The organism is Megasphaera intestinihominis (assembly GCF_040096415.1).
Taxonomy (GTDB): Bacteria; Bacillota; Negativicutes; order Veillonellales; family Megasphaeraceae; genus Megasphaera; species Megasphaera intestinihominis.
Genome location: NZ_JBBMEU010000022.1, coordinates 16,931 through 34,723, shown reverse-complemented (window position 1 = coordinate 34,723; position 17,793 = coordinate 16,931). Strand labels below are relative to the sequence as shown.

Genomic DNA, 17,793 nt, shown 5'->3' with positions numbered 1-17,793 from the left:
AGAGGGCGTCCCGCTACGCGCTGAGGGTTTCCCGAAGCGTCGTTGTCGGTTTGAGTTTGTTGCGGCGAAGCCGCATCTGAATCCAAGAAAACGCCGGCCGCCGGTCGCAGTTCGCAAAACCATGCCTCATTGACCAGTTACATATATTGGCTGACTGTTCGCGGCGGGACGCCCTTTGGGCGTCCCCTACGTAGCCCCAGTCGGGGCATTTTTAACATAGAAAAAGGCTGTCACAGAGTGATAGCCTTTTTCTGTATTGGTATTGGGTTGGAAAGCGGATTAATGGTTAGCCGGATGGCCTTCGTGGACGCCTTGTTCAGCCGGTGCAGCAGTACCCGGAATGGGAGCGGCACCGAGTTGTCCGCGGCGTGCCTGGGAGATGATGCTGTGGTTGTAGCCATAGCCGAAATAGATGGCCAGGCCTAACAGAAGCCATACGACGAAGCGGATCTGCGTAACCAGGGGCAGCATGTAGATGAGGACACCGCAGAAGGCGATAGCCAGGAGCGGAACCAGGGGAACGAGCGGACATTTGAAGGCGCGTACCTGGTTCGGGTTCTTCTTGCGAAGGACGATGACAGCAGCCGAAACGATGATGAAGGCACAGAGTGTACCGATATTGGTCATTTCAGTGACGATGTTGATTGGCAGGAACCCTGCCGTAATAGCCGTAACCACGCAGACCAGCATGGAGCTGCGGGCCGGAGTCTTATATTTCGGATGGACGTGGCCGAAGAATTTCGGCAGCAGGCCATCGCGGGACATGACGAAGAGTACGCGGCTCTGGCCAAAGCTCATGACCAGGAGGACCGAAGTCAGGCCGCAGATGGCGCCGACAGAGATAGCCGCAGCACCCCAGTGATAGCCGACGGCCTGGAGGGCAAAGGCAACCGGAGCTGCTGTCGTCTTGAATTCGAGGTACGGAACCATGCCGGTGAGGACGGCCGATACGGCGATGTACAGGACCGTACAGATGATGAGCGATAAGATAATGCCGCGGGGCAGATCTTTCTGCGGATTTTTGACTTCTTCAGCTGCTGTGGAAACGGCATCGAAGCCGATATAAGCGAAGAAGATGATGGACGCGCCGGCGAAGACACCCGACCAGCCATAGGGCATGAAGGGAACCCAGTTGGCAGCATCGACGTGGCTGAAGCCTAAAGCCAGGAACAAGGCGACGACGGCCAATTTGATGCCGACGATGATGTTGTTGACAGTTGCACTCTGGCGGACGCCGTGGATGTTGATGAAGGCGATGACGCAGAGGATGAGGACGGCCGGCAGATTGACGATGCCGCCGTCATATGGAGCCAGTGTCAAGGCTTTCGGCAGGACGAGGCCCAAGTTGGTGAGGATATTATTGAAGTACCCGGACCAGCCAATAGCGACGGCCGATACGGCAAAGGCGTACTCTAGTATCAAGTCCCAGCCGATGACCCAGGCCCAAAATTCACCGAGGGCGACGTAGCCGTAAGTATAGGCACTGCCGGCAACGGGAACCATGGCGGCAAATTCAGCATAACACAGGGCGGCACAGCCGCAAGCCAAAGCTGCGATGATGAAAGAAATGATAAGTGCAGGACCGGAATAATTGGCAGCGGCAACGCCGGTCAGAACAAAGATACCTGTACCGACGATAGCGCCGATACCGAGCATGGTCAGGCCAAAAGTACCGAGGACGCGGTTCATGCCGCCGTCTTGTTTCGTTTCCGAAATAAATTCACTGATACTTTTGGTTCTAAAGATGTGTTTCGTCATAGAACCTCTCCCCTTATGATTGTAAAGTATCGTTGACTCCCCTATGGATTGACCGGATAGTCAATCGTTCAACTGCCTTTTATTATACTCGTACATTTTAATTTGTAAATGTTTTATCCTAAATTAATTATATTTTTATATTTAAAATTAAAAATAGCAAAAATATGTTCAATCAAAAAGTTGAGGTAAAATATAATATTAATACGCTTAAATCATAATCTATTTATCCAGTGTTTTATTTAAAAAGATTAAATCATCCTGGTAATCTATATCAAATAATTCACCTTTTCTTTTGGGATAATAGACCCAGGTCTGAGGACGCTTCAGAAACTGCCGGCCTCCCGTATCGCCGCGCAGGGTCAGGAGTCCCGGTCCATAAGGGCGGCGGAAAACGGCAGGGCTGCAGCGCCGCTCGCCGTTATGCATACAGCCTACAGCTGCGCCAGAGGCCAGGAACTGCCGCAGGAAGTCGGCAATCGTTTCTGCCGTCAGCAAGGGCTGGTCTGCCGGAAAAAAAGCCCAGGCGTCGGCTTCACTATGAGCCTGGACGGCGCAGCGCAAAGACGCAGCCATACCTTCTCCCGCCTGACCGTTCCATATGACGTCAATGCCCTGAGCCTGGCAGGCTGAGGCAATGGCATCATGAGCCGTCACGACCGTCACCTGACAGTCGATACCGGAAGATGGCAAAAAAGCCTGTGCCGCCTGGCACAGGCTTTTCATTCCATACGTATATAAAGGGCGTCCATGAACGAGCACTTCCAATTTATGGCTGCCAAAACGGCGGCCGAAGCCGGACGCCATCAAGACTAACTGTATTTTCATTTCGCTTCCCTCATTTCCACTGGATACGTCGTCACTATTCCTGGCCGGGACAGGCCGCTCAAAATCCGTTTCCCCGCCTGCTGCCGCCGTTCATCGTCGGCCTGGTTGAGGACGACGGTCGTCCTGTCTTTCCAGGACCCGATGCGGGCCAGGCAGCCGGCTTCTACAATATAGGCCAGGAGGCGTTCGGTCACGACGGCTTCCGGATTGAGATGCAATAACTCCCAGCGGAAACAGACGTCCTTCACGATCCGTCCCACGGCCGACAGGCCGGCCAGGCAGTATACATCACGGCTGTTGGCCGGGATGACCGGTTCATGGGGGCCCATGACCTTCAAGGGCAGGCGCCGTGAGCCATCGCCTTCGACGAGGACGACGTCGGCAGCCGCACATAAACGCAGGTAAACATCCTCGCCGGGCCAGGTGATTTTCCCGTTCAGCCCTTCCTGGCCGACGACGATGATGCCGTCGCGCCGCCATTGGCCCTGCCAGCCTGCCGGCAAAGCGGCCGGTACGAACCATCGGCTGGGGTGCTTCATATGGGTCGTCGTCACGACGGCCACGCGGCGCCCGGCAGCCCGTTCCTGCCGGGCCCGGGCAAAGATACTGGTCGTCTTGCCGCCGGCACCGATATAGGTGTATACCTCGGCCGTCATGGTTTACGGTAGCGGCTCTTTTCCCGCCCTTCCCGCTTGGCCCGGACGGCAATGAGTTCGGCAGCGATGCTGATGGCGATTTCTGCCGGCGTCACGGCCGAAATGGCCAGGCCGATGGGCGCGTGGCAGGCATCGATTTCGGCAGCTGAAAAACCGTCGGCCAGGAGTTTCTCTTTGACAAAGGCCAATTTGCGGCGGCTGCCGATGACGCCGAGGTAATACGGCTTGATGGCCAGCATCTGGCGCTGGACATCGTAGTCGCCGACGTGGCCACGGGTCATGATGCAGACATAGTCATCCTGCGTTACGCCGAGGTCCGCCGGAAGGGCTTCATAATCAGCTTTATAGACGGCATCTGCCTGGGGGAACAGAGCCGGATCGGCAAATTCCGCCCGGTCATCGACGACGATGCAGGAAAAGCCGATACTGGCCAGGACCGGGACCAGGGCCTGAGACACGTGGCCGCCGCCAAAGACGAAGACCCGTCCCGGATAAGTCAGGGGTTCGCTGTACCAGCGCCGCTGGCCATCCGCAGCAAGGCCGGCTACATTCTGACGGCACCAAGCCGCATCGACGGCCTGCAAAGCCGCCATCTGGCCGCAGCCCTGCACCTGGCCTTCCCGGACCAGGGCCATGCCCCAATGGGCTTCATCGCTGACATCCAGGGCCAGCCACGACGCCGTCTTCTGGCGCAGGGCCTGGATGATAGCGGCCAGTACATCCAGCAGGCCCGGCAGGGCCGGGTCGAGGTACTGGCAGAAGACGGTCAATTCCCCGCCACAGGCAGCGTTGATATCTTCTTCGTCATTGGGGTGGAGGATGAGCCGGCGAAAAGCCGACTGGCGGCTCTCCAGGCATTGCCGGCCGGCCTGGATGGCCAGATATTCCTGATAACCGCCACCGACAGTACCGGCCGTCGTCCCATCGGCAAAGACGGCCTGATGGCTGCCGATGCCGCGGGGCGTCGAGCCCCGGCTGGCGACGACGGTCAGGAGGACAGCCGGCTGGCCAGACTGCAAAGTTTCATATAATCGGGTATAGAAAGCTTCCATGATATCACCTATATAAGAGTAAAATAGCCTGCCCATCGACAGTGAGGCAGTCCGGCAGGACAGCCGGCCGGTCGGGCTTGGCGAAACGCCACCAGATATCCGGCGTCCCGCCTTCCTGATGGGCATAGCGGAACTTGACGATCCATTCAAAGGGCTGCTCGATTTCCTCGGTCACGACGATGGGCCTGGCATTTTCGCCGTCGCCACCGCAAAAGGCGTGGCCGCGGATGCCGATGGCACAGAGGTCGTCGCCGACAGGCCGTCCCGTCTGCAGCGTAATCTGCCACGACGGGATGAAGACGGCTGTCGGTCCGGCCTTGCGGGCCGCTACGATATTCTTGCAGCCCGTCAGGACCGCTGCCACCCGGGACTGGGGATCGGCAAAGAGTTCCTTTGTCGGCGCACAGGCCGACACGCGGCCGTCGTCTAGGACGGCGATGGACTGACAGAGTTGATAGGCTTCGTCGCGGCTGTGTGTCACCAAGACGACGTCTTTCGGGAATTGACGCAGCAAGTCCTTGAGTTCTGTCATGACCTTTTCTTTTAAATAACTGTCCAGAGCGCTGAAGGGTTCGTCCAGGAGCAGGATGTCCGGCTCATTGACCAGGATGCGGGCCAGGGCCACGCGCTGCTGCTGGCCGCCGGACAATTCGGCCGGTTTCTGTTTCTCCAGGCCTGTCAAATTCAGGCGTTCCATCATGGAACGGACCTGCCGGCGGGCGTCAGCCTTGGACGAAGCCGAGCGGACGCCGCAGCGGATGTTGTCTTCGACGGTCATGTTGGGGAACAGGGCATAGTGCTGGAACAGATAGCCTACGCGCCGCTGCGGGACGGGGACATTGATATGGCGCCCGCTGTCGAACAAGGTCCGCGCCCCGACGACGACTTTGCCTGCATCAGGCTTTTCAATACCGGCAATGCACTGCAGAGTCTTGCTCTTGCCACAGCCCGAAGCGCCGAGCAGGCCGAGGATGCCGCTCTCATGATGGAGCTTCACATCCAGCGTAAAAGAGCCCCAGTCCTTATGGACATCGATATCGATCATGCCAGGCGCCTCCTTTCACGGCTGCGCTTTTCAAAGAGATTGACTGTCAGCAGGACGACGGCGCTGATGGCGATGTTGACCAGGACCCAGATGAAGGCGCTGTATTCGTCATTGGTCCGCCACAACTGGTAGACCGTCGTCGAAATGGTCGCCGTATTCTTGGGGATATAGCCGATGAGCATACTCGTCGCCCCGTATTCGCCCAGGGCCCGGGCAAAGGCCAGGACCGTCCCGGCGATGATGCCCTGCTTGCAGTAAGGCATGCGGATATGCCAGAAGATGAACGTATCCGACAGGCCCAGGGTCTTGCCACTCCAGGCCAGGGTTTCGTCGAAACTCTCAAAGGCCCCGCGGGCCGTGCGGTACATGAGGGGAAAAGCGACGACAGCCGACGCCAGGACGCCGCCATACCAGGTCATGACGAAGCGGATGCCCACGTCATTGAGAAAGATGCCGACAGGGTGCTTCAAGCCGAAGACCAGGAGCAGCAGCCAGCCGCAGACCGTCGGCGGCAGGACCAGGGGCAGTGTCAGGACGACATCGAGGAGCCCTTTGAGGACCCGCGGCAGGCGGGCGACATAATAAGCCAGGGCAATGCCGCTAAAGAAGACGAGGACACAGGAAATAGCGGCAATGCGCAGGCTGTTCCAAAGGGGATACCAGTCCATAAGCAGCTATCCTTAGCCGACAGGGCTGAAGCCGACGCCCTGGAAAATCTTCATGGCTTCTTGGCCCTTGAGGTAATTGAGGAAATCCTGAGCTTCCTGCGGGTGCTTGCTGTTCTTCATGACAGCCGCCGGATAAATGACCTGGCCGCACATATCTTTCGTCGCTTCGTCGACAGGTTTCAACTTGGCACTGAAGGCATCGGTCGCATAGATGACGCCGCAGTCGGCACTGCCCTCGCGGACCTGGGTCGTCACTTCTTTGACGTTCGAGCCATAGGTAATGTGGCCGGCCTGAGCGATGGCCTGTTCATCGAGGTTGTAGAATTTCAGGATTTTCTGTGTATACTGGCCGACAGGAACGTCGCTGTTGCCCATGACCAGGCGGATGGAGCCATCCTTCAATTTCGCCGCCATATCATTGAAATTCTGGACGCCCTTGGGGTTGCCTTCGGGCGTCACCAGGACAACCTTGTTTTCCAACAGGTCTATGCGGCTGCCGCTCTTGACGAAGTCCAGCTTATCCGGATTGGCTTTGGCGTCTTTTGAGGCGTCGAGCTGGTTCATCTGCTTCTGGGCTGCCGAAATGAAGAGGTCACAGTCGGCACCGTTCTGGATCTGCGTCTTCAGCGTGCCCGACGAATCGAAGTTAAAGGAAATTTCCACGTCCGGATGTTCTTTCTGATACTGGGCGGCAATCTGGTTCATCGTTTCCGTCATGCTGGCCGCAGCAAAGACGGTCAGGTGGACTTTATCGCCGTCCCCGGCGGCTTTGTCCTCTTTCTTGTCCGACCCGCATCCGGCCAGGGCAAAAGCCAGCGTCGCCGCCAAGACCGATGCGACTACTTTTTTCCACGTCATCACCGTACATCTCCTTTTTGTAAATCCATTTATATGCATTTACTTGCGGCCACAATCCCGGACTTCGCCGCGCAGTAAGTCGAGGCCATGGGGAATCGTATCCAGGAAGACATCCATACATTCCTGACAGGCCTTGGGACTGCCGGGCAGGTTGATGATCAAGGTCTTCTTGCGGATGACGCTGACCGCCCGGGACAGCATGGCCCGCGGCGTAATCTGCATGGAAGCGGCCCGGATGGCTTCGGCAATGCCCGGCGCCTGACGGTCGGCAACGGCCAGGGTCGCTTCGGGCGTGACGTCGCGAGGGCCAAACCCGGTACCGCCTGTCGTCAAGATGAGGTCAGCCTGGCGCTGGTCGGCCAGCCGGCAGAGCTGTTGTTCCAAGGGGCCCTTGCCATCGGGCAGGAGCAGCTGTTCCATGACTTCAAACCCAGCCCGTTCCAGCCGCTGGACAATGACGGGGCCGCTGGCATCTTCCCGCAGGCCTTTGCTTCCCTTATCCGACAAGGTGATAACCGCCGCCTGATAAGGCCGTTTCCCTTGCCGCGGGACTTCGGTCATGACATCGCCCGGGCGGATGACGCCGCCTTCAAGGACGCGGGCAAATACGCCTTCCCTGGGCATGATGCAATCGCCGACGGCTTCATAGACGGCACAATGGTTATGACATTCCTTGCCGATCTGGGTCATTTCCAGCAGGACGTCGCCACAGCGCAGCAGCGTCCCTACAGGCAGGGCCGAGAAATTGAAGCCGTCGACGACGAGATTTTCGCCGAAAGCGCCGAATTCCACCTGACCGCCGCGGCGGCGGAAAGCTTCGATGCTTTCCAGGCCCAGCAGGCTGACCTGGCGGTGCCAGTGTTCGGCATGAGCGTCGCCTTCAATGCCCCAGTTGACTATGAAATTCCCTTCCGGTACGGCCTGTTTAGCCACGCCGCGGATGGTGCTGATGCAAACAGCATGTACTTTCCCCATTTTTTATCCTCCGATCTGATTCATCGTCTTATGTTCACTGATATGGTTCTGTTCGGCGAAGCAATGCTTGGCCGGCTTGTCATAAACCGCCCTGGCCATGGCGCGCTGCAGCTCCTGACAGATAGTTTCCTCCTCTTGGCCGCTGCGGACGATGGCCCGCAAATCGACGCCATCGTCATAGCAGAGACAGGGCTTCAAAAAGCCCGTACTCGTCAGGCGCAGGCGGTTACAGGACGAGCAGAAGCCATGGGTATTGGCAGCGATGAAGCCAATACGACCTTGCAGCTGGCCGCTCCGGTAATACGAAGCCGGTCCGTTTCCCCGCCGTTCTTCTGTGGCAGCCAAATCCGGATAGGCCCGGCGCAGGACGGCCAGGGCCGCTTCTTCCGTAAGGCCTTTCAGCGTCGTCCCGTAGCCGATGGGCATGAGTTCGATGAAGCGCACATCGACGGGAAACCGGCCGGCCAAGCGGGCCAGCGGCAGGATCTGGTCCTGCGTTTCTTCCAGTAATACGGCGTTTACTTTGACGTTTACCCGAGCAGCCGCGGCCCGTTCCAAGGCTTCCAGGACGACGGACAGCTGGCCGCCTCCGGTCAGCCCGGCATACTGCCCGGCATCGAGGCTGTCCAGGCTGATGTTGATGCCGTTGATGCCCATACGGACCAAGTCCGGCAGGGCGTCGGACAACAGCAGGCCGTTCGTCGTCAAGGTCACAGAACGGACGCCTTTCATGGCTTTGAGGGATTCCATGAAGGCCACGGCCCCTTTGCGCACCAGCGGCTCGCCGCCGGTAATCTTGAAGCGGTCGATGCCCAGGGACAGAGCAGCCCGACAGATGAGCTGCATTTCTTCATAGCGCAGGACAGCTTCGTGGCCGACGCTGGTCAGGGCTTCAGGCATACAGTAGCGGCAGCGCAGGTTGCAGCGGTCCGTCAGGGACAGGCGCAGGTAGCCGATGGTCCGTCCCCATTTATCCTTCATGGTGCTCCCCTCCGTCATATTGGAAATGGCCGCTCTTGCCGCCGATTTTTTCGACGAGGTGGATATCCTTGAGACACATGCGCTTATCGACGGCCTTGCACATATCGTAGACCGTCAGCAAAGCCACGGATACGCCCGTCAGGGCTTCCATTTCGACGCCGGTCTTGCCGTTGCACTTGACAGTACAGCGGCCTTCGAGTTCACAAGTATCGTCGTGGAAGATGAATTCGACGCCGCATTTGGTCAAATTGAGGATATGGCAGAGCGGGATGAGGTCGCTCGTCCGCTTGGCTCCCATGATGCCGGCAATGCGGGCCACGCCGAGGACATCGCCTTTTTTCACGGCACCGGCCCTGACGGCTTCATAGCACTCGCGGCTCATGGAAATACGGCCGCAGGCCACAGCCGTCCGGGCCGTCACGGCTTTACCGCTGACGTCGACCATGACGGCGTCACCGTTGTTGTCAATGTGTGTAAACGGGTTCACCAGGATCACCTACTTTCCAAAGCCACAGTTCGGGAAGGTACAGACAGGACAGCCCAGGCATAAGCCGCCTTCGCCGAGACCGGCCAGGTCATCGGCCGTCACGGGGACATCGGCCATGAGCGACGGCAGGACGAGGTCAAAGATCGTCCGCTTGGCATACATGACACAGCCCGGCAGACCGACAATGGGGCGATCGTCCCCGCTATAAGCCAGAAGGAACATGGCCCCTGGCAGGACCGGAGCACCATACGATACGATGCGGGCTCCCGTATTCTTGATGGCCAGCGGCGTCTGGTCATCGGGGTCGACACTCATGCCACCCGTACAGAAAACCATATCCATGCCCTTATCCAGCATATCCTGGATAGCCGCCGTAATGGCAGCCGGGTCATCGGCCAGGGTCGTATGCATGGCCATGACGGCGCCGTATTCAGCCAGCTTGCTTTCGATGACCGGCGTAAACGTATCTTCGATACGGCCATGGAAGACTTCATTCCCCGTCGTGACGACGCCGGCTTTCTTCTGGCCGAAGGGATGGACGTCGAGGAGCGGTGCCGGACCGGCTGCTTCCTGGGCAGCGGCCATCTTATCCTTCTTGATGACCAAGGGAATGATGCGCGTACCGGCCAGTTTATCGCCCTTGCGGACCGGGAAGCCGCCGTGGCGGGTGGCAATCATCATTTCGCCCAGGGAATTGACGGCTTTCAAGCCATCCCGGCGGATAGTCAGGACGCCGTCGCAGTCGGCGATGAGTTCGATTTTCCCTTCTTTCGGCGCACTGCCGTGCATATGAGCTCCCATGCAGATGTCGCGCAGGATGGCAGCGGCTTCATCTTCATGGAACAGGGTGTCATCTTTTTCCCAAATATAGACGTGGTCCTTGCCGACCGACAAGAGGACCGGAATATCTTCTTGGGTAATGACATGGCCCTTGCGGAAGACCGGGCCTTTGGTGACGCCGCGGATGATCTGCGTAATATCATGGCAGAGGACATGGCCGACAGCGTCTTCGGTTTTCATCATTTTCATACTTATCTATCCTTCCATTTTTTGTAATTTATGGAGTTCTTCATCATTGAACCATTGCCGGAACTGGCGGTCTGCCACGTCGTGCAGGGCCTCGTTCATCTCTTCATACCGTTCCAGGATGATTTCAGCCTGCTTGGTCAGGACGGACCGGCCGCCGTCTTTGCCGCCGACATAGCGGCGGATGAGGGGAAAGCCCCAGATTTCTTCGGCGTTGCGCATGACTGTCCAGGCCTTGGAGTACGACATGGCCATATCCCGGGCTGCGCCCTGCAGGGAACCATGACGGCGGACACCTTCCAGCAGTTCGGCCACGCCGGGCCCGAAGGCCCGCTTATCGCCCATGAGGCACAGGGTCACTTTGCAATGTAGTTTCTCTTCTGCCATGGAGCCACCTCCTTCAAGCGTTATTCGCGCTTACAAATAACGAATCTACTAAGCTCATTATACATGAAAATCTGTTAGCTGGCCATACTTTTTTTGTAACCCGTAGTGAAATCATCATCGCTTATGCAAATTATGATATAATACACGCATAACATACAAAAGGATGTGATAGGATGACAAAAATACTTCGCCCTTTATCGCTGGGACTGATTATCCTGGCCGGCGGCCGCAGTACCCGCATGGGCCGCGATAAAACGGCCCTCCCCTGGCGCGATACGGACCTGCTGACGGATCTGCTTCTGCGCAGCCAGGCTTATCCCTTTACAGAGCGCTTGCTTTCCATCAACCGTCCTTATGAATCGTCCCATTTACCCGCCAAATTAGCCCGCACAGTCCGCCTGGTCATAGACAATTATCCTGACTGCGGCCCCTTGGGCGGGATGGAGGCCGCCCTGTACAGCGGCCAGTGCGACTTCTATCTGGTCTTATCTGTCGACCTTCCCTTCTATGATTTTGCCCCCACCCCGGATTTGGTCAAATTACTCCGGCGCCAGCCCACCCTGCAGGCCATCATACCCAGGACGGAAAACGGCCAGGACCAGCCCCTGGCCGCCTTATACAGCCGTCAGCTCCTGCCAGCCATTACGGACCATCTGCAGAAGGGCAATTACCGCCTGCGCCATCTGTATCAAGACGTGCCGGCAGCCTATGTCGATGAAACCTTCCGTTCGGCCTTATATTTCAATATCAATACGCCTGAAGCCTATGAGGCTGCCAAAGGCCGCGACACCAACAGCCGCCGCCAGGTACCCGTCGTCACCCTGACGGCACCGAAATCAGGCGATGGCAAGACGACAGCCGCTGCGGCAGCCATTACGGAACTGACGCACCGCGGCTATCAGGTCGCCTATATCAAGAGCAGCCATCACACCGTGGCCCGCCGCAAGACCGGCTCCGATACGGACCGGGCCCGCAAAGCCGGTGCCGTTTCCGTCTGTCTCTGCGGTCCGGCAGATTATCCCATGGGAACGCGGAAAGAAGATTACATCCTGGCCCTGTCCCAGCAACAGCTGGCCGACCTGGTCCTCGTCGAAAGCCGCAGTCACGGTCCCTTTCCACAAATCGACGTGACCCAGGCCGATGACAACCAGCTGGTCAACAATATCTTATTCCTCACTGGCTACCGCTCGTCGGTGATATAAGCAGTTTGTTCTTTTCTGTCTTGCACCCTGCTAAAATAAGTCCTACACTGAGACTAGTAAAGCGTACCCCGTCCGTGGTATACTAAAAATCTCCAGTTTATGTAAAAGTGAGGTGTTCCTATGTGTGCCTATAAGAAAATCGACACGGTCTGTCCCTATTGTGGCACAGGCTGCGTCATCACCTGCACGGTCGACACGGAAAAAAACCAGGTCATCGAAGCCAAGGGCTCGCCGCGCGGTGTCAACAATGAAGGCCGGCTCTGTCTGAAAGGGCTGTACGGCTGGGACTATCTGAATGACCCTCAGATCCTGACCAAGCGTATCCGCCAGCCGATGATCCGCAAAAACGGCAAGGGCACGCCCCTCGTCGAAGTATCGTGGCAGGAAGCCATCGAATACGCAGCGGCCCGCCTCAAAGCCATCATCAAGGAATACGGCCCGGATGCCGTCATGGGCGCCGGTTCGGCCCGCGGTCCCGGCAATGAGGCCGCTTACATTACGCAAAAATTCATGCGCGCCGTCGTCGGCACGAACAACGTCGACCACTGCGCCCGCATTTGACACGCTCCATCGGTTACCGGACTCGGTGAGTCCGTCGGTGAAGGTGCCATGTCTTTCAGCGTTCCCGAACTCGAAGACGCAGAAGTCATCTTCGATATCGGTTATAACGCGCCGGTCTCGCATCCCCTCGTCGCCCGCCATATCGTCCGGGCCAAGAAGAAGGGCTGCAAGATCATCTGTGTCGATCCGCGCCTGACAGAAACGGGCCGCATCGCCACCATTTACCTGCCTATCAAGGGCGGCACGAACATGCTCTTCCTCAACGCCATGGCCCACGTCATGGTCACGGAGGACCTGGTCGACCACGATTTCATCGAAAAGCATACGACAGGCTTTGCCGACTATGCCAAAGAAGTGGCCCAGGATAAATACGCGCCCGAAGCCGTCGCCGCAGCGACCCACCTCGATCCCGACGATATCCACCGGGCAGCGCGCCTGTTCGCTTCGTCCAAACATACCATGACCCTCTGGGGCATGGGCATCACCCAGTTCTCACAGGGCGTCGAATGCGTCATCGCCTGCTCCAACCTGAGTCTCATGACCGGCAACTACGGCCATTACGCCACCGGCGTCGGCCCGGTCCGCGGCCAGAACAACGTCCAGGGGACCTGTGACATGGGCGTCCTGCCCAACCAGTATCCTGGCTATCAGGACGTCATGGACGATGAAATCCGCCATAAATTTGAAAAGGCCTGGGGCGTTTCCCTGCCATCCCACGTCGGCCTGCCCCTGACCTATGTGCCGGACAAAGTCCTGCGCGAACCGGACCCGAAGAAGCGGATCCACGCCTATTACATCATCGGCGAAGACCCGGCCCAGTCCGATCCGGACCTGCCGGAAATCCGCCGCACCCTGTCGGCTATCGACCTGGTCATCGTCCAGGACATCTTCTTCAACAAGACCTGCGAATATGCCGATGTCATCTTCCCGGCTACGGCCTGGGGCGAACACAATGCCGTATATACCTCCTGCGACCGCCGCTTCCAGCGCGTCCGCAAGCTCATCGAACCCCAGCCGGGCTGCAAGACGGACTGGGAAATCCTCTGCCTCATGGCAACGGCCATGGGCTATCCCATGCATTACGACAATACCGAACAGATTTGGGACGAAATGCGCTCCCTGTGCCCGAAATTCGCCGGTGCCAGCTATGAAAAGATGGTCGAGAACCACGGCGTCCAATGGCCCTGCACGGAAGACAGCCCGGATGATACGGGGACACAGTATCTCCACAAGGGCGCTCATTTTGCTACGGCCGACGGCAAAGGCCATTTCTACTACTACCCCTGGACGCCGGCCAAAGAGCTGGAAAGTCCCGAATACCCCCTGTCCCTGTCGACAGTCCGCGAAGTCGGCCACTATTCGGTCCGTACCATGACCGGCAACTGCCGCCTCCTGGCCGACCTGGCCGATGAACCGGGCTATATCCAGATGAATCCCGAAGACTGCCAGGAACTGGGCATTGCCAACGGCGACCTGGTCCGCGTCGTCTCCAAGCGGGGCCATACCATCACCCGCTGCCAGGAAACAGACCGCGTATCCAAAGGGGCGACGTACATGACCTATCAGTGGTGGGTCGGCGCCTGCAACGAATTGACGTCGGCCGCCCTGGACCCCAAGAGCCATACGCCGGAATTCAAATACTGTGCCTGCCGCGTCGAAAAAATCGACGACCAGAAACAGGCCGAACGCGATGTAAAAGCCCAGTATACCGCTATCCGCAGCCGCATGGGCATCGAAGTAAAGGAGGTGTAAACGATGTTTAAACACGTCAAGACGGACCCGGAACTGTGCATCGGCTGCAAGACCTGCATGGCCGCCTGTGTGGCCAGCCATACAGGCAAGGCCCTGTTTGCCCTCAAGCCCAAGAGCTTCGATTTCACGCCGCGGGTCCACGTCGTTTACACGTCGAAAGTCACCAAGGCCGTCCAATGCCAGCAGTGCCCGAAGCCGCGCTGTATGGAGGCCTGTCCGTTCCACTGCATTTCCCTGGGTCCCGACTCGGTCGTCATCGATGAAGAGGCCTGCCGGGGCTGCGGAAAATGTTCCCGCGCCTGTCCTTTCCAGGCCATCAACATGACCAAGATCTACCACGGCGATACCAAAGGCCGGCCCTTCCGCATCGTCGCCTACAAATGCGACCTCTGTGCCAATACGGAAACGGGGGAACCAGCCTGTATCCCGGCCTGCCCAACGGAAGCCCTGAGTCTCTTCGACCCGGCCGTCGTCGCGGCTCAGCGGGCTAAACTGAAAGCCCAAAAAGAAGCGGCCAAAACACAGGCAGCTTATGAAAAAGCATTGAAAAAAGGAAAGCCATAACTATGGAAATCGTCACAATTACCGAAGCAAGGCGCCGTCTCGACGGCGCCTTGCCTTCCTATGAAGCGAAAATAGAATATGTCACACCAAACCAGGCCCTGGGCCGCATCACAGCCCGGGACATTACGGCAGCCTGCGACTATCCGCCGTACCGTAAATCGCCCTTCGACGGCTATGCTATCCATAGCCATGACGGAAATGCCTATGAAGTCGTGGCGACCATCGGCGCCGGCATCGTCTATGACGGCCCTGTTGCAGCCGGCCAGGCCGTACGCCTCATGACGGGCTGCGCCGTCCCGGATGATTGCGATACCGTCGTCCCCCAGGAATACGTCGAACGCCAGGGAAATCATATACGAGTTACAGAAAGCATCCCGCCGGGCAGCAACATCATCCCCAAAGGCGAAGAGTGCCGTTCCGGCGCCGTCATCATCCCGGCCGGGACGAAGCTCACAGCCGGTGCCCTGTCCGTCGCCGTCGGCCTGGGAAATGAACGCCTTCCCGTTTACGCCAAAGCGAAGGTCCTCTTCCTGACGTCAGGACGGGAACTGGTCCTGCCCGGAGAAGTGCGGCACCATGGCCAGATTTACAACTCCAACGCCTATCTCTTCCAGCCCTTATTGGAACAGTACGGCGCAGAAGTCACCTTCTATCACGTATCGGACGGACCGGACCAGCTGGCTGATGAAATGGCAGCCGTCCGCCGCCTGGCCCGGGACAAGGACCTCATCGTCAGCACGGGCGGCGTCTCCGTCGGCCTCTATGACACGATGCCCCAGATTTACCAATCCCTCGGTGCCGTCCAACTTTACGACCGCATCACTATGCGGCCCGGTTCGGCTTCCTATGGCGGCGTCATTGAAACAGACGGCCGCCGGACGCTCATCCTCGGCCTGTCCGGCAATCCTTCGGCGTCGTTCAATGCCTTCCATCTCCTGGCCGTCCCCATCCTGCGCCGCCTCAACGGCGAAAGAAACAGCGAATTTCCCGTCGTCACCTGCCATTTAGGCGAAGCGATCTATAAGAAAAATCCTGTCGACCGCTTCGTCCAGGGCCGCCTGACCTACGAACAGGGCCAGCCCATATTCACACCCAATACGACACTGACGTCCAGTGCCCTGCTGGGCCTTGCCCACACCAACGCCCTGGCGTATATAAAAAAAGGAACGCCCCCGTTGCCAAAGGGCGCTCCCATTGAAGTAATATTCCTATAAAAAGGGCTTGTCGCACAGCGACAAGCCCTTGTTTGCACTGTAGGGGTCGCCACGTGGGCGACCCGTTAGAAATTGGGACGATTTTTTAGCAACCACTTCGGGAAATCATACATATCCCGAAGCGGGCTCGCCACGTGCGAGCCCTACATAAAAAAGCTGTCACACGAAGCCAAAATGCCTTCATGTGACACTTTTTTTATATTATAATAAAATCCGTTCTGGATGAGCAAATATTTTGAAAGAATCAGGCCGCAAGCCGCAGGCCAGGGTAATCTGGTACTGCTCCGCCAGGGACACGCCCAGACTCGTCGGCAAGGCCCGCGATGCCAGGAAGCGAACGCCCAGGCCATGGATCTTTTTGATGACCGATTGGGGAACGCGGCCGCTGAAGACCAGGACGGCCTGACTGACGTCGATGTGCTGTAATTCGACGAAGCCCCGCAGGCGGTCGAGGACATTGTGGCGGCCGATATCTTCCGTATAGACGAGGACTTCATCGCCTTGGACCAAGGCCCCTTCGTGGACGCCGTGCGAGGCGTGATGTGCCGTCGATAAGCTGTCCAAGAGACCTCCATAGGAACAGAGCTTCTCTGCCGTAATCGGCACAAAAGGCGGCTTTTCTACTGCCCGTGCCGTCCCGGTTTCCGTCGTGACCCAGGCCGCCCCATCGTGCAGGCAGACACCAGCCAGCTTGCGGCCAGCCGGTATTTTCTCTTCGGCCAGACAGTAACCCACAGCCAGGACATCGATATCTTCCGGCGAAGAAATGAGCGTACTGATGCGCTGCCCATCGAGATAGAGCGGCGTCATCACTTCGACGGCAATGGACTGCTTCTTAGCTGCTGCGCCTTGGTAATAGTCGATATAGGGCAGCTCCCGGCACGACGAAAAATGTAAGTCATTCTGATTCATCTTCACGAAAATTCCCCCTTCCCCATCCAGAGCAGGGCCGTCAGGACGGCGCCGCCGAGGCTGCGGGCCTTGTCGGAAATCGTAAAGCAATTCTCCCGTTCATCATCCCGCGGGTCGATGTCGGCTATCTTGAAGCCTTGCGGTACCTGATAGCCGTCACGGATCAGTCCCCGGACGAATCCCGTCAGCGACGCCAGAATCGGCGTCCCCATACATTCCGTCACAGCCATTCCAAAAGGGATGGGCTCTTCTGTCAGGACAGCCATGGGCTGTCCTTTTTTTACTTTATCGCCGATGTGGACCAATCCGTATACGAACCCGGCCTGCTGACTGTGGATGACGCGCTCTTTGCCGTAGCCGGCAATCAATCCGGGAATCCCCGTATTGGCGATAGCCGTGCCCTGCCAAATGATACGCCCCAGCTGGTGGCCCCGCTTGGTTTCAATGACGGCATCGACATCGACCCCGGCCGTAAATCCCGGCCCCAGGGCCACGGTATGACGTGCCATACGCCGGTTCGTCCCCAAGTTCTTCTTAGCCAGGATGGCATCGACGACGGCCCAGGGCTTCAGCGCCGCAATCGACGCCCCTTCCGGGTCCACCAGCAAGGGAATGGCCTCGCCTTCCCAGGCCTTCCGGACCTCGGCCAAAGACCGACAGCGGCAGCAAGTCAGATTCTCGACGGCAGCCGTCCCATCGTAGACGGCTTCACAGAGGGCCACCTGACGCCGGATAGCCGACGGCTTCTCCACTTCCAGCAGCAGCAGGCGGAACCCAGCCTCATACAAAGACTGGGCCACGCCCGTCGCCAGGTCCCCAGCCCCGCGGATAATGACCAATTTATCTTCCATAAGACCACCTTTCCACATC

At 58.2% G+C, this 17,793-nt stretch carries 18 protein-coding genes; 4 read left to right on the top strand and 14 right to left on the bottom strand.

Annotation, left to right across the window (positions count from 1 at the left end; all coding sequences use genetic code 11):
- Positions 1–279: 279 nt before the first annotated feature.
- The 12 genes from WMO23_RS05100 to WMO23_RS05045 all read right to left on the bottom strand — a co-directional run bounded on the left by WMO23_RS05100 (position 280) and on the right by WMO23_RS05045 (position 10,718).
- Positions 280–1,758 (bottom strand): amino acid permease, encoded by a 1,479-nt coding sequence (locus WMO23_RS05100; protein WP_302681141.1) that lies wholly within the window; start codon positions 1,756–1,758, stop codon positions 280–282.
- Between the two features lie 219 nt (positions 1,759–1,977).
- Positions 1,978–2,583: a nucleotidyltransferase family protein gene (locus tag WMO23_RS05095; RefSeq protein ID WP_020311289.1), complete on the bottom strand. Its 606-nt coding sequence runs from the start codon at positions 2,581–2,583 to the stop codon at positions 1,978–1,980.
- On the bottom strand, positions 2,580–3,239 hold the full coding sequence (gene yqeC, locus WMO23_RS05090) for a selenium cofactor biosynthesis protein YqeC (RefSeq protein ID WP_020311290.1): 660 nt from the start codon (positions 3,237–3,239) through the stop codon (positions 2,580–2,582). The genes WMO23_RS05095 and yqeC overlap by 4 nt, the downstream gene beginning before the upstream one ends.
- Positions 3,236–4,291, bottom strand: coding sequence for an XdhC family protein (locus WMO23_RS05085; protein WP_020311291.1), 1,056 nt, complete (start codon positions 4,289–4,291; stop codon positions 3,236–3,238). The genes yqeC and WMO23_RS05085 overlap by 4 nt, the downstream gene beginning before the upstream one ends.
- 4 nt (positions 4,292–4,295) lie before the next feature.
- Positions 4,296–5,336 carry a sulfate/molybdate ABC transporter ATP-binding protein gene (locus tag WMO23_RS05080; RefSeq protein ID WP_020311292.1) on the bottom strand — a complete coding sequence of 347 codons (1,041 nt, stop codon included), beginning with the start codon at positions 5,334–5,336 and terminating at the stop codon, positions 4,296–4,298.
- Positions 5,333–6,004: a molybdate ABC transporter permease subunit gene (gene modB / locus WMO23_RS05075; protein ID WP_020311293.1), complete on the bottom strand. Its 672-nt coding sequence runs from the start codon at positions 6,002–6,004 to the stop codon at positions 5,333–5,335. Before modB ends, WMO23_RS05080 begins: the two co-directional genes overlap by 4 nt.
- Positions 6,005–6,016: 12 nt before the next feature.
- Positions 6,017–6,862: a molybdate ABC transporter substrate-binding protein gene (modA, locus tag WMO23_RS05070; RefSeq protein ID WP_020311294.1), complete on the bottom strand. Its 846-nt coding sequence runs from the start codon at positions 6,860–6,862 to the stop codon at positions 6,017–6,019.
- A 39-nt stretch (positions 6,863–6,901) separates the two neighbouring features.
- The gene (locus tag WMO23_RS05065; protein ID WP_292106584.1) at positions 6,902–7,837 is read right to left on the bottom strand and encodes an MOSC domain-containing protein; all 936 of its coding nucleotides are present in this window, start codon (positions 7,835–7,837) and stop codon (positions 6,902–6,904) included.
- A 3-nt stretch (positions 7,838–7,840) separates the two neighbouring features.
- Positions 7,841–8,818 (bottom strand): GTP 3',8-cyclase MoaA, encoded by a 978-nt coding sequence (moaA, locus tag WMO23_RS05060; protein WP_020311296.1) that lies wholly within the window; start codon positions 8,816–8,818, stop codon positions 7,841–7,843.
- Complete coding sequence (gene moaC / locus WMO23_RS05055; RefSeq protein ID WP_292106587.1) at positions 8,808–9,305, bottom strand: cyclic pyranopterin monophosphate synthase MoaC; 498 nt, start codon at positions 9,303–9,305, stop codon at positions 8,808–8,810. The genes moaA and moaC overlap by 11 nt, the downstream gene beginning before the upstream one ends.
- Positions 9,306–9,314: 9 nt before the next feature.
- The gene (locus tag WMO23_RS05050; protein WP_292106589.1) at positions 9,315–10,334 is read right to left on the bottom strand and encodes a molybdopterin-binding protein; all 1,020 of its coding nucleotides are present in this window, start codon (positions 10,332–10,334) and stop codon (positions 9,315–9,317) included.
- Positions 10,335–10,340: 6 nt separating this feature from the next.
- Positions 10,341–10,718, bottom strand: a complete 378-nt coding sequence (locus WMO23_RS05045; protein ID WP_292106591.1) for a winged helix-turn-helix domain-containing protein — start codon at positions 10,716–10,718, stop codon at positions 10,341–10,343.
- Positions 10,719–10,891: 173 nt separating this feature from the next.
- Here WMO23_RS05045 and WMO23_RS05040 point away from each other — a divergent pair, with 173 nt between their 5' ends.
- From WMO23_RS05040 to WMO23_RS05025, 4 genes are all read left to right on the top strand, one after another.
- Positions 10,892–11,920: a molybdopterin-guanine dinucleotide biosynthesis protein MobB gene (locus tag WMO23_RS05040; RefSeq protein ID WP_292106593.1), complete on the top strand. Its 1,029-nt coding sequence runs from the start codon at positions 10,892–10,894 to the stop codon at positions 11,918–11,920.
- 120 nt (positions 11,921–12,040) lie between these two features.
- The gene (fdhF, locus tag WMO23_RS05035; protein WP_292106596.1) at positions 12,041–14,233 is read left to right on the top strand and encodes a formate dehydrogenase subunit alpha; all 2,193 of its coding nucleotides are present in this window, start codon (positions 12,041–12,043) and stop codon (positions 14,231–14,233) included.
- A gap of 3 nt (positions 14,234–14,236) precedes the next feature.
- Positions 14,237–14,797, top strand: coding sequence for a 4Fe-4S dicluster domain-containing protein (locus tag WMO23_RS05030; RefSeq protein WP_020311305.1), 561 nt, complete (start codon positions 14,237–14,239; stop codon positions 14,795–14,797).
- 2 nt (positions 14,798–14,799) lie between these two features.
- Positions 14,800–16,011 carry a molybdopterin molybdotransferase MoeA gene (locus WMO23_RS05025; protein WP_292106599.1) on the top strand — a complete coding sequence of 404 codons (1,212 nt, stop codon included), beginning with the start codon at positions 14,800–14,802 and terminating at the stop codon, positions 16,009–16,011.
- 201 nt (positions 16,012–16,212) lie between these two features.
- Here the strand turns inward: WMO23_RS05025 and WMO23_RS05020 are convergent, their stop codons facing one another.
- Both WMO23_RS05020 and yqeB read right to left on the bottom strand, forming a co-directional pair.
- Positions 16,213–16,923, bottom strand: a complete 711-nt coding sequence (locus WMO23_RS05020; protein WP_292282258.1) for a formate dehydrogenase accessory sulfurtransferase FdhD — start codon at positions 16,921–16,923, stop codon at positions 16,213–16,215.
- A gap of 2 nt (positions 16,924–16,925) precedes the next feature.
- A complete protein-coding gene (gene yqeB, locus WMO23_RS05015; protein ID WP_292106603.1) occupies positions 16,926–17,774 on the bottom strand; it encodes a selenium-dependent molybdenum cofactor biosynthesis protein YqeB in 849 nt (282 codons plus the stop codon).
- Positions 17,775–17,793: the final 19 nt, after the last annotated feature.

Coding starts and splice junctions, on each gene's coding strand:
- WMO23_RS05100 (WP_302681141.1), bottom strand. CDS start 1,758: ATGACGAAACACATCTTTAGAACCAAAAGTATCAGTGAATTTATTTCG.
- WMO23_RS05095 (WP_020311289.1), bottom strand. CDS start 2,583: ATGAAAATACAGTTAGTCTTGATGGCGTCCGGCTTCGGCCGCCGTTTT.
- yqeC (WP_020311290.1), bottom strand. CDS start 3,239: ATGACGGCCGAGGTATACACCTATATCGGTGCCGGCGGCAAGACGACC.
- WMO23_RS05085 (WP_020311291.1), bottom strand. CDS start 4,291: ATGGAAGCTTTCTATACCCGATTATATGAAACTTTGCAGTCTGGCCAG.
- WMO23_RS05080 (WP_020311292.1), bottom strand. CDS start 5,336: ATGATCGATATCGATGTCCATAAGGACTGGGGCTCTTTTACGCTGGAT.
- modB (WP_020311293.1), bottom strand. CDS start 6,004: ATGGACTGGTATCCCCTTTGGAACAGCCTGCGCATTGCCGCTATTTCC.
- modA (WP_020311294.1), bottom strand. CDS start 6,862: ATGACGTGGAAAAAAGTAGTCGCATCGGTCTTGGCGGCGACGCTGGCT.
- WMO23_RS05065 (WP_292106584.1), bottom strand. CDS start 7,837: ATGGGGAAAGTACATGCTGTTTGCATCAGCACCATCCGCGGCGTGGCT.
- moaA (WP_020311296.1), bottom strand. CDS start 8,818: ATGAAGGATAAATGGGGACGGACCATCGGCTACCTGCGCCTGTCCCTG.
- WMO23_RS05050 (WP_292106589.1), bottom strand. CDS start 10,334: ATGAAAATGATGAAAACCGAAGACGCTGTCGGCCATGTCCTCTGCCAT.
- WMO23_RS05045 (WP_292106591.1), bottom strand. CDS start 10,718: ATGGCAGAAGAGAAACTACATTGCAAAGTGACCCTGTGCCTCATGGGC.
- WMO23_RS05040 (WP_292106593.1), top strand. CDS start 10,892: ATGACAAAAATACTTCGCCCTTTATCGCTGGGACTGATTATCCTGGCC.
- WMO23_RS05030 (WP_020311305.1), top strand. CDS start 14,237: ATGTTTAAACACGTCAAGACGGACCCGGAACTGTGCATCGGCTGCAAG.
- WMO23_RS05025 (WP_292106599.1), top strand. CDS start 14,800: ATGGAAATCGTCACAATTACCGAAGCAAGGCGCCGTCTCGACGGCGCC.
- WMO23_RS05020 (WP_292282258.1), bottom strand. CDS start 16,923: ATGAATCAGAATGACTTACATTTTTCGTCGTGCCGGGAGCTGCCCTAT.
- yqeB (WP_292106603.1), bottom strand. CDS start 17,774: ATGGAAGATAAATTGGTCATTATCCGCGGGGCTGGGGACCTGGCGACG.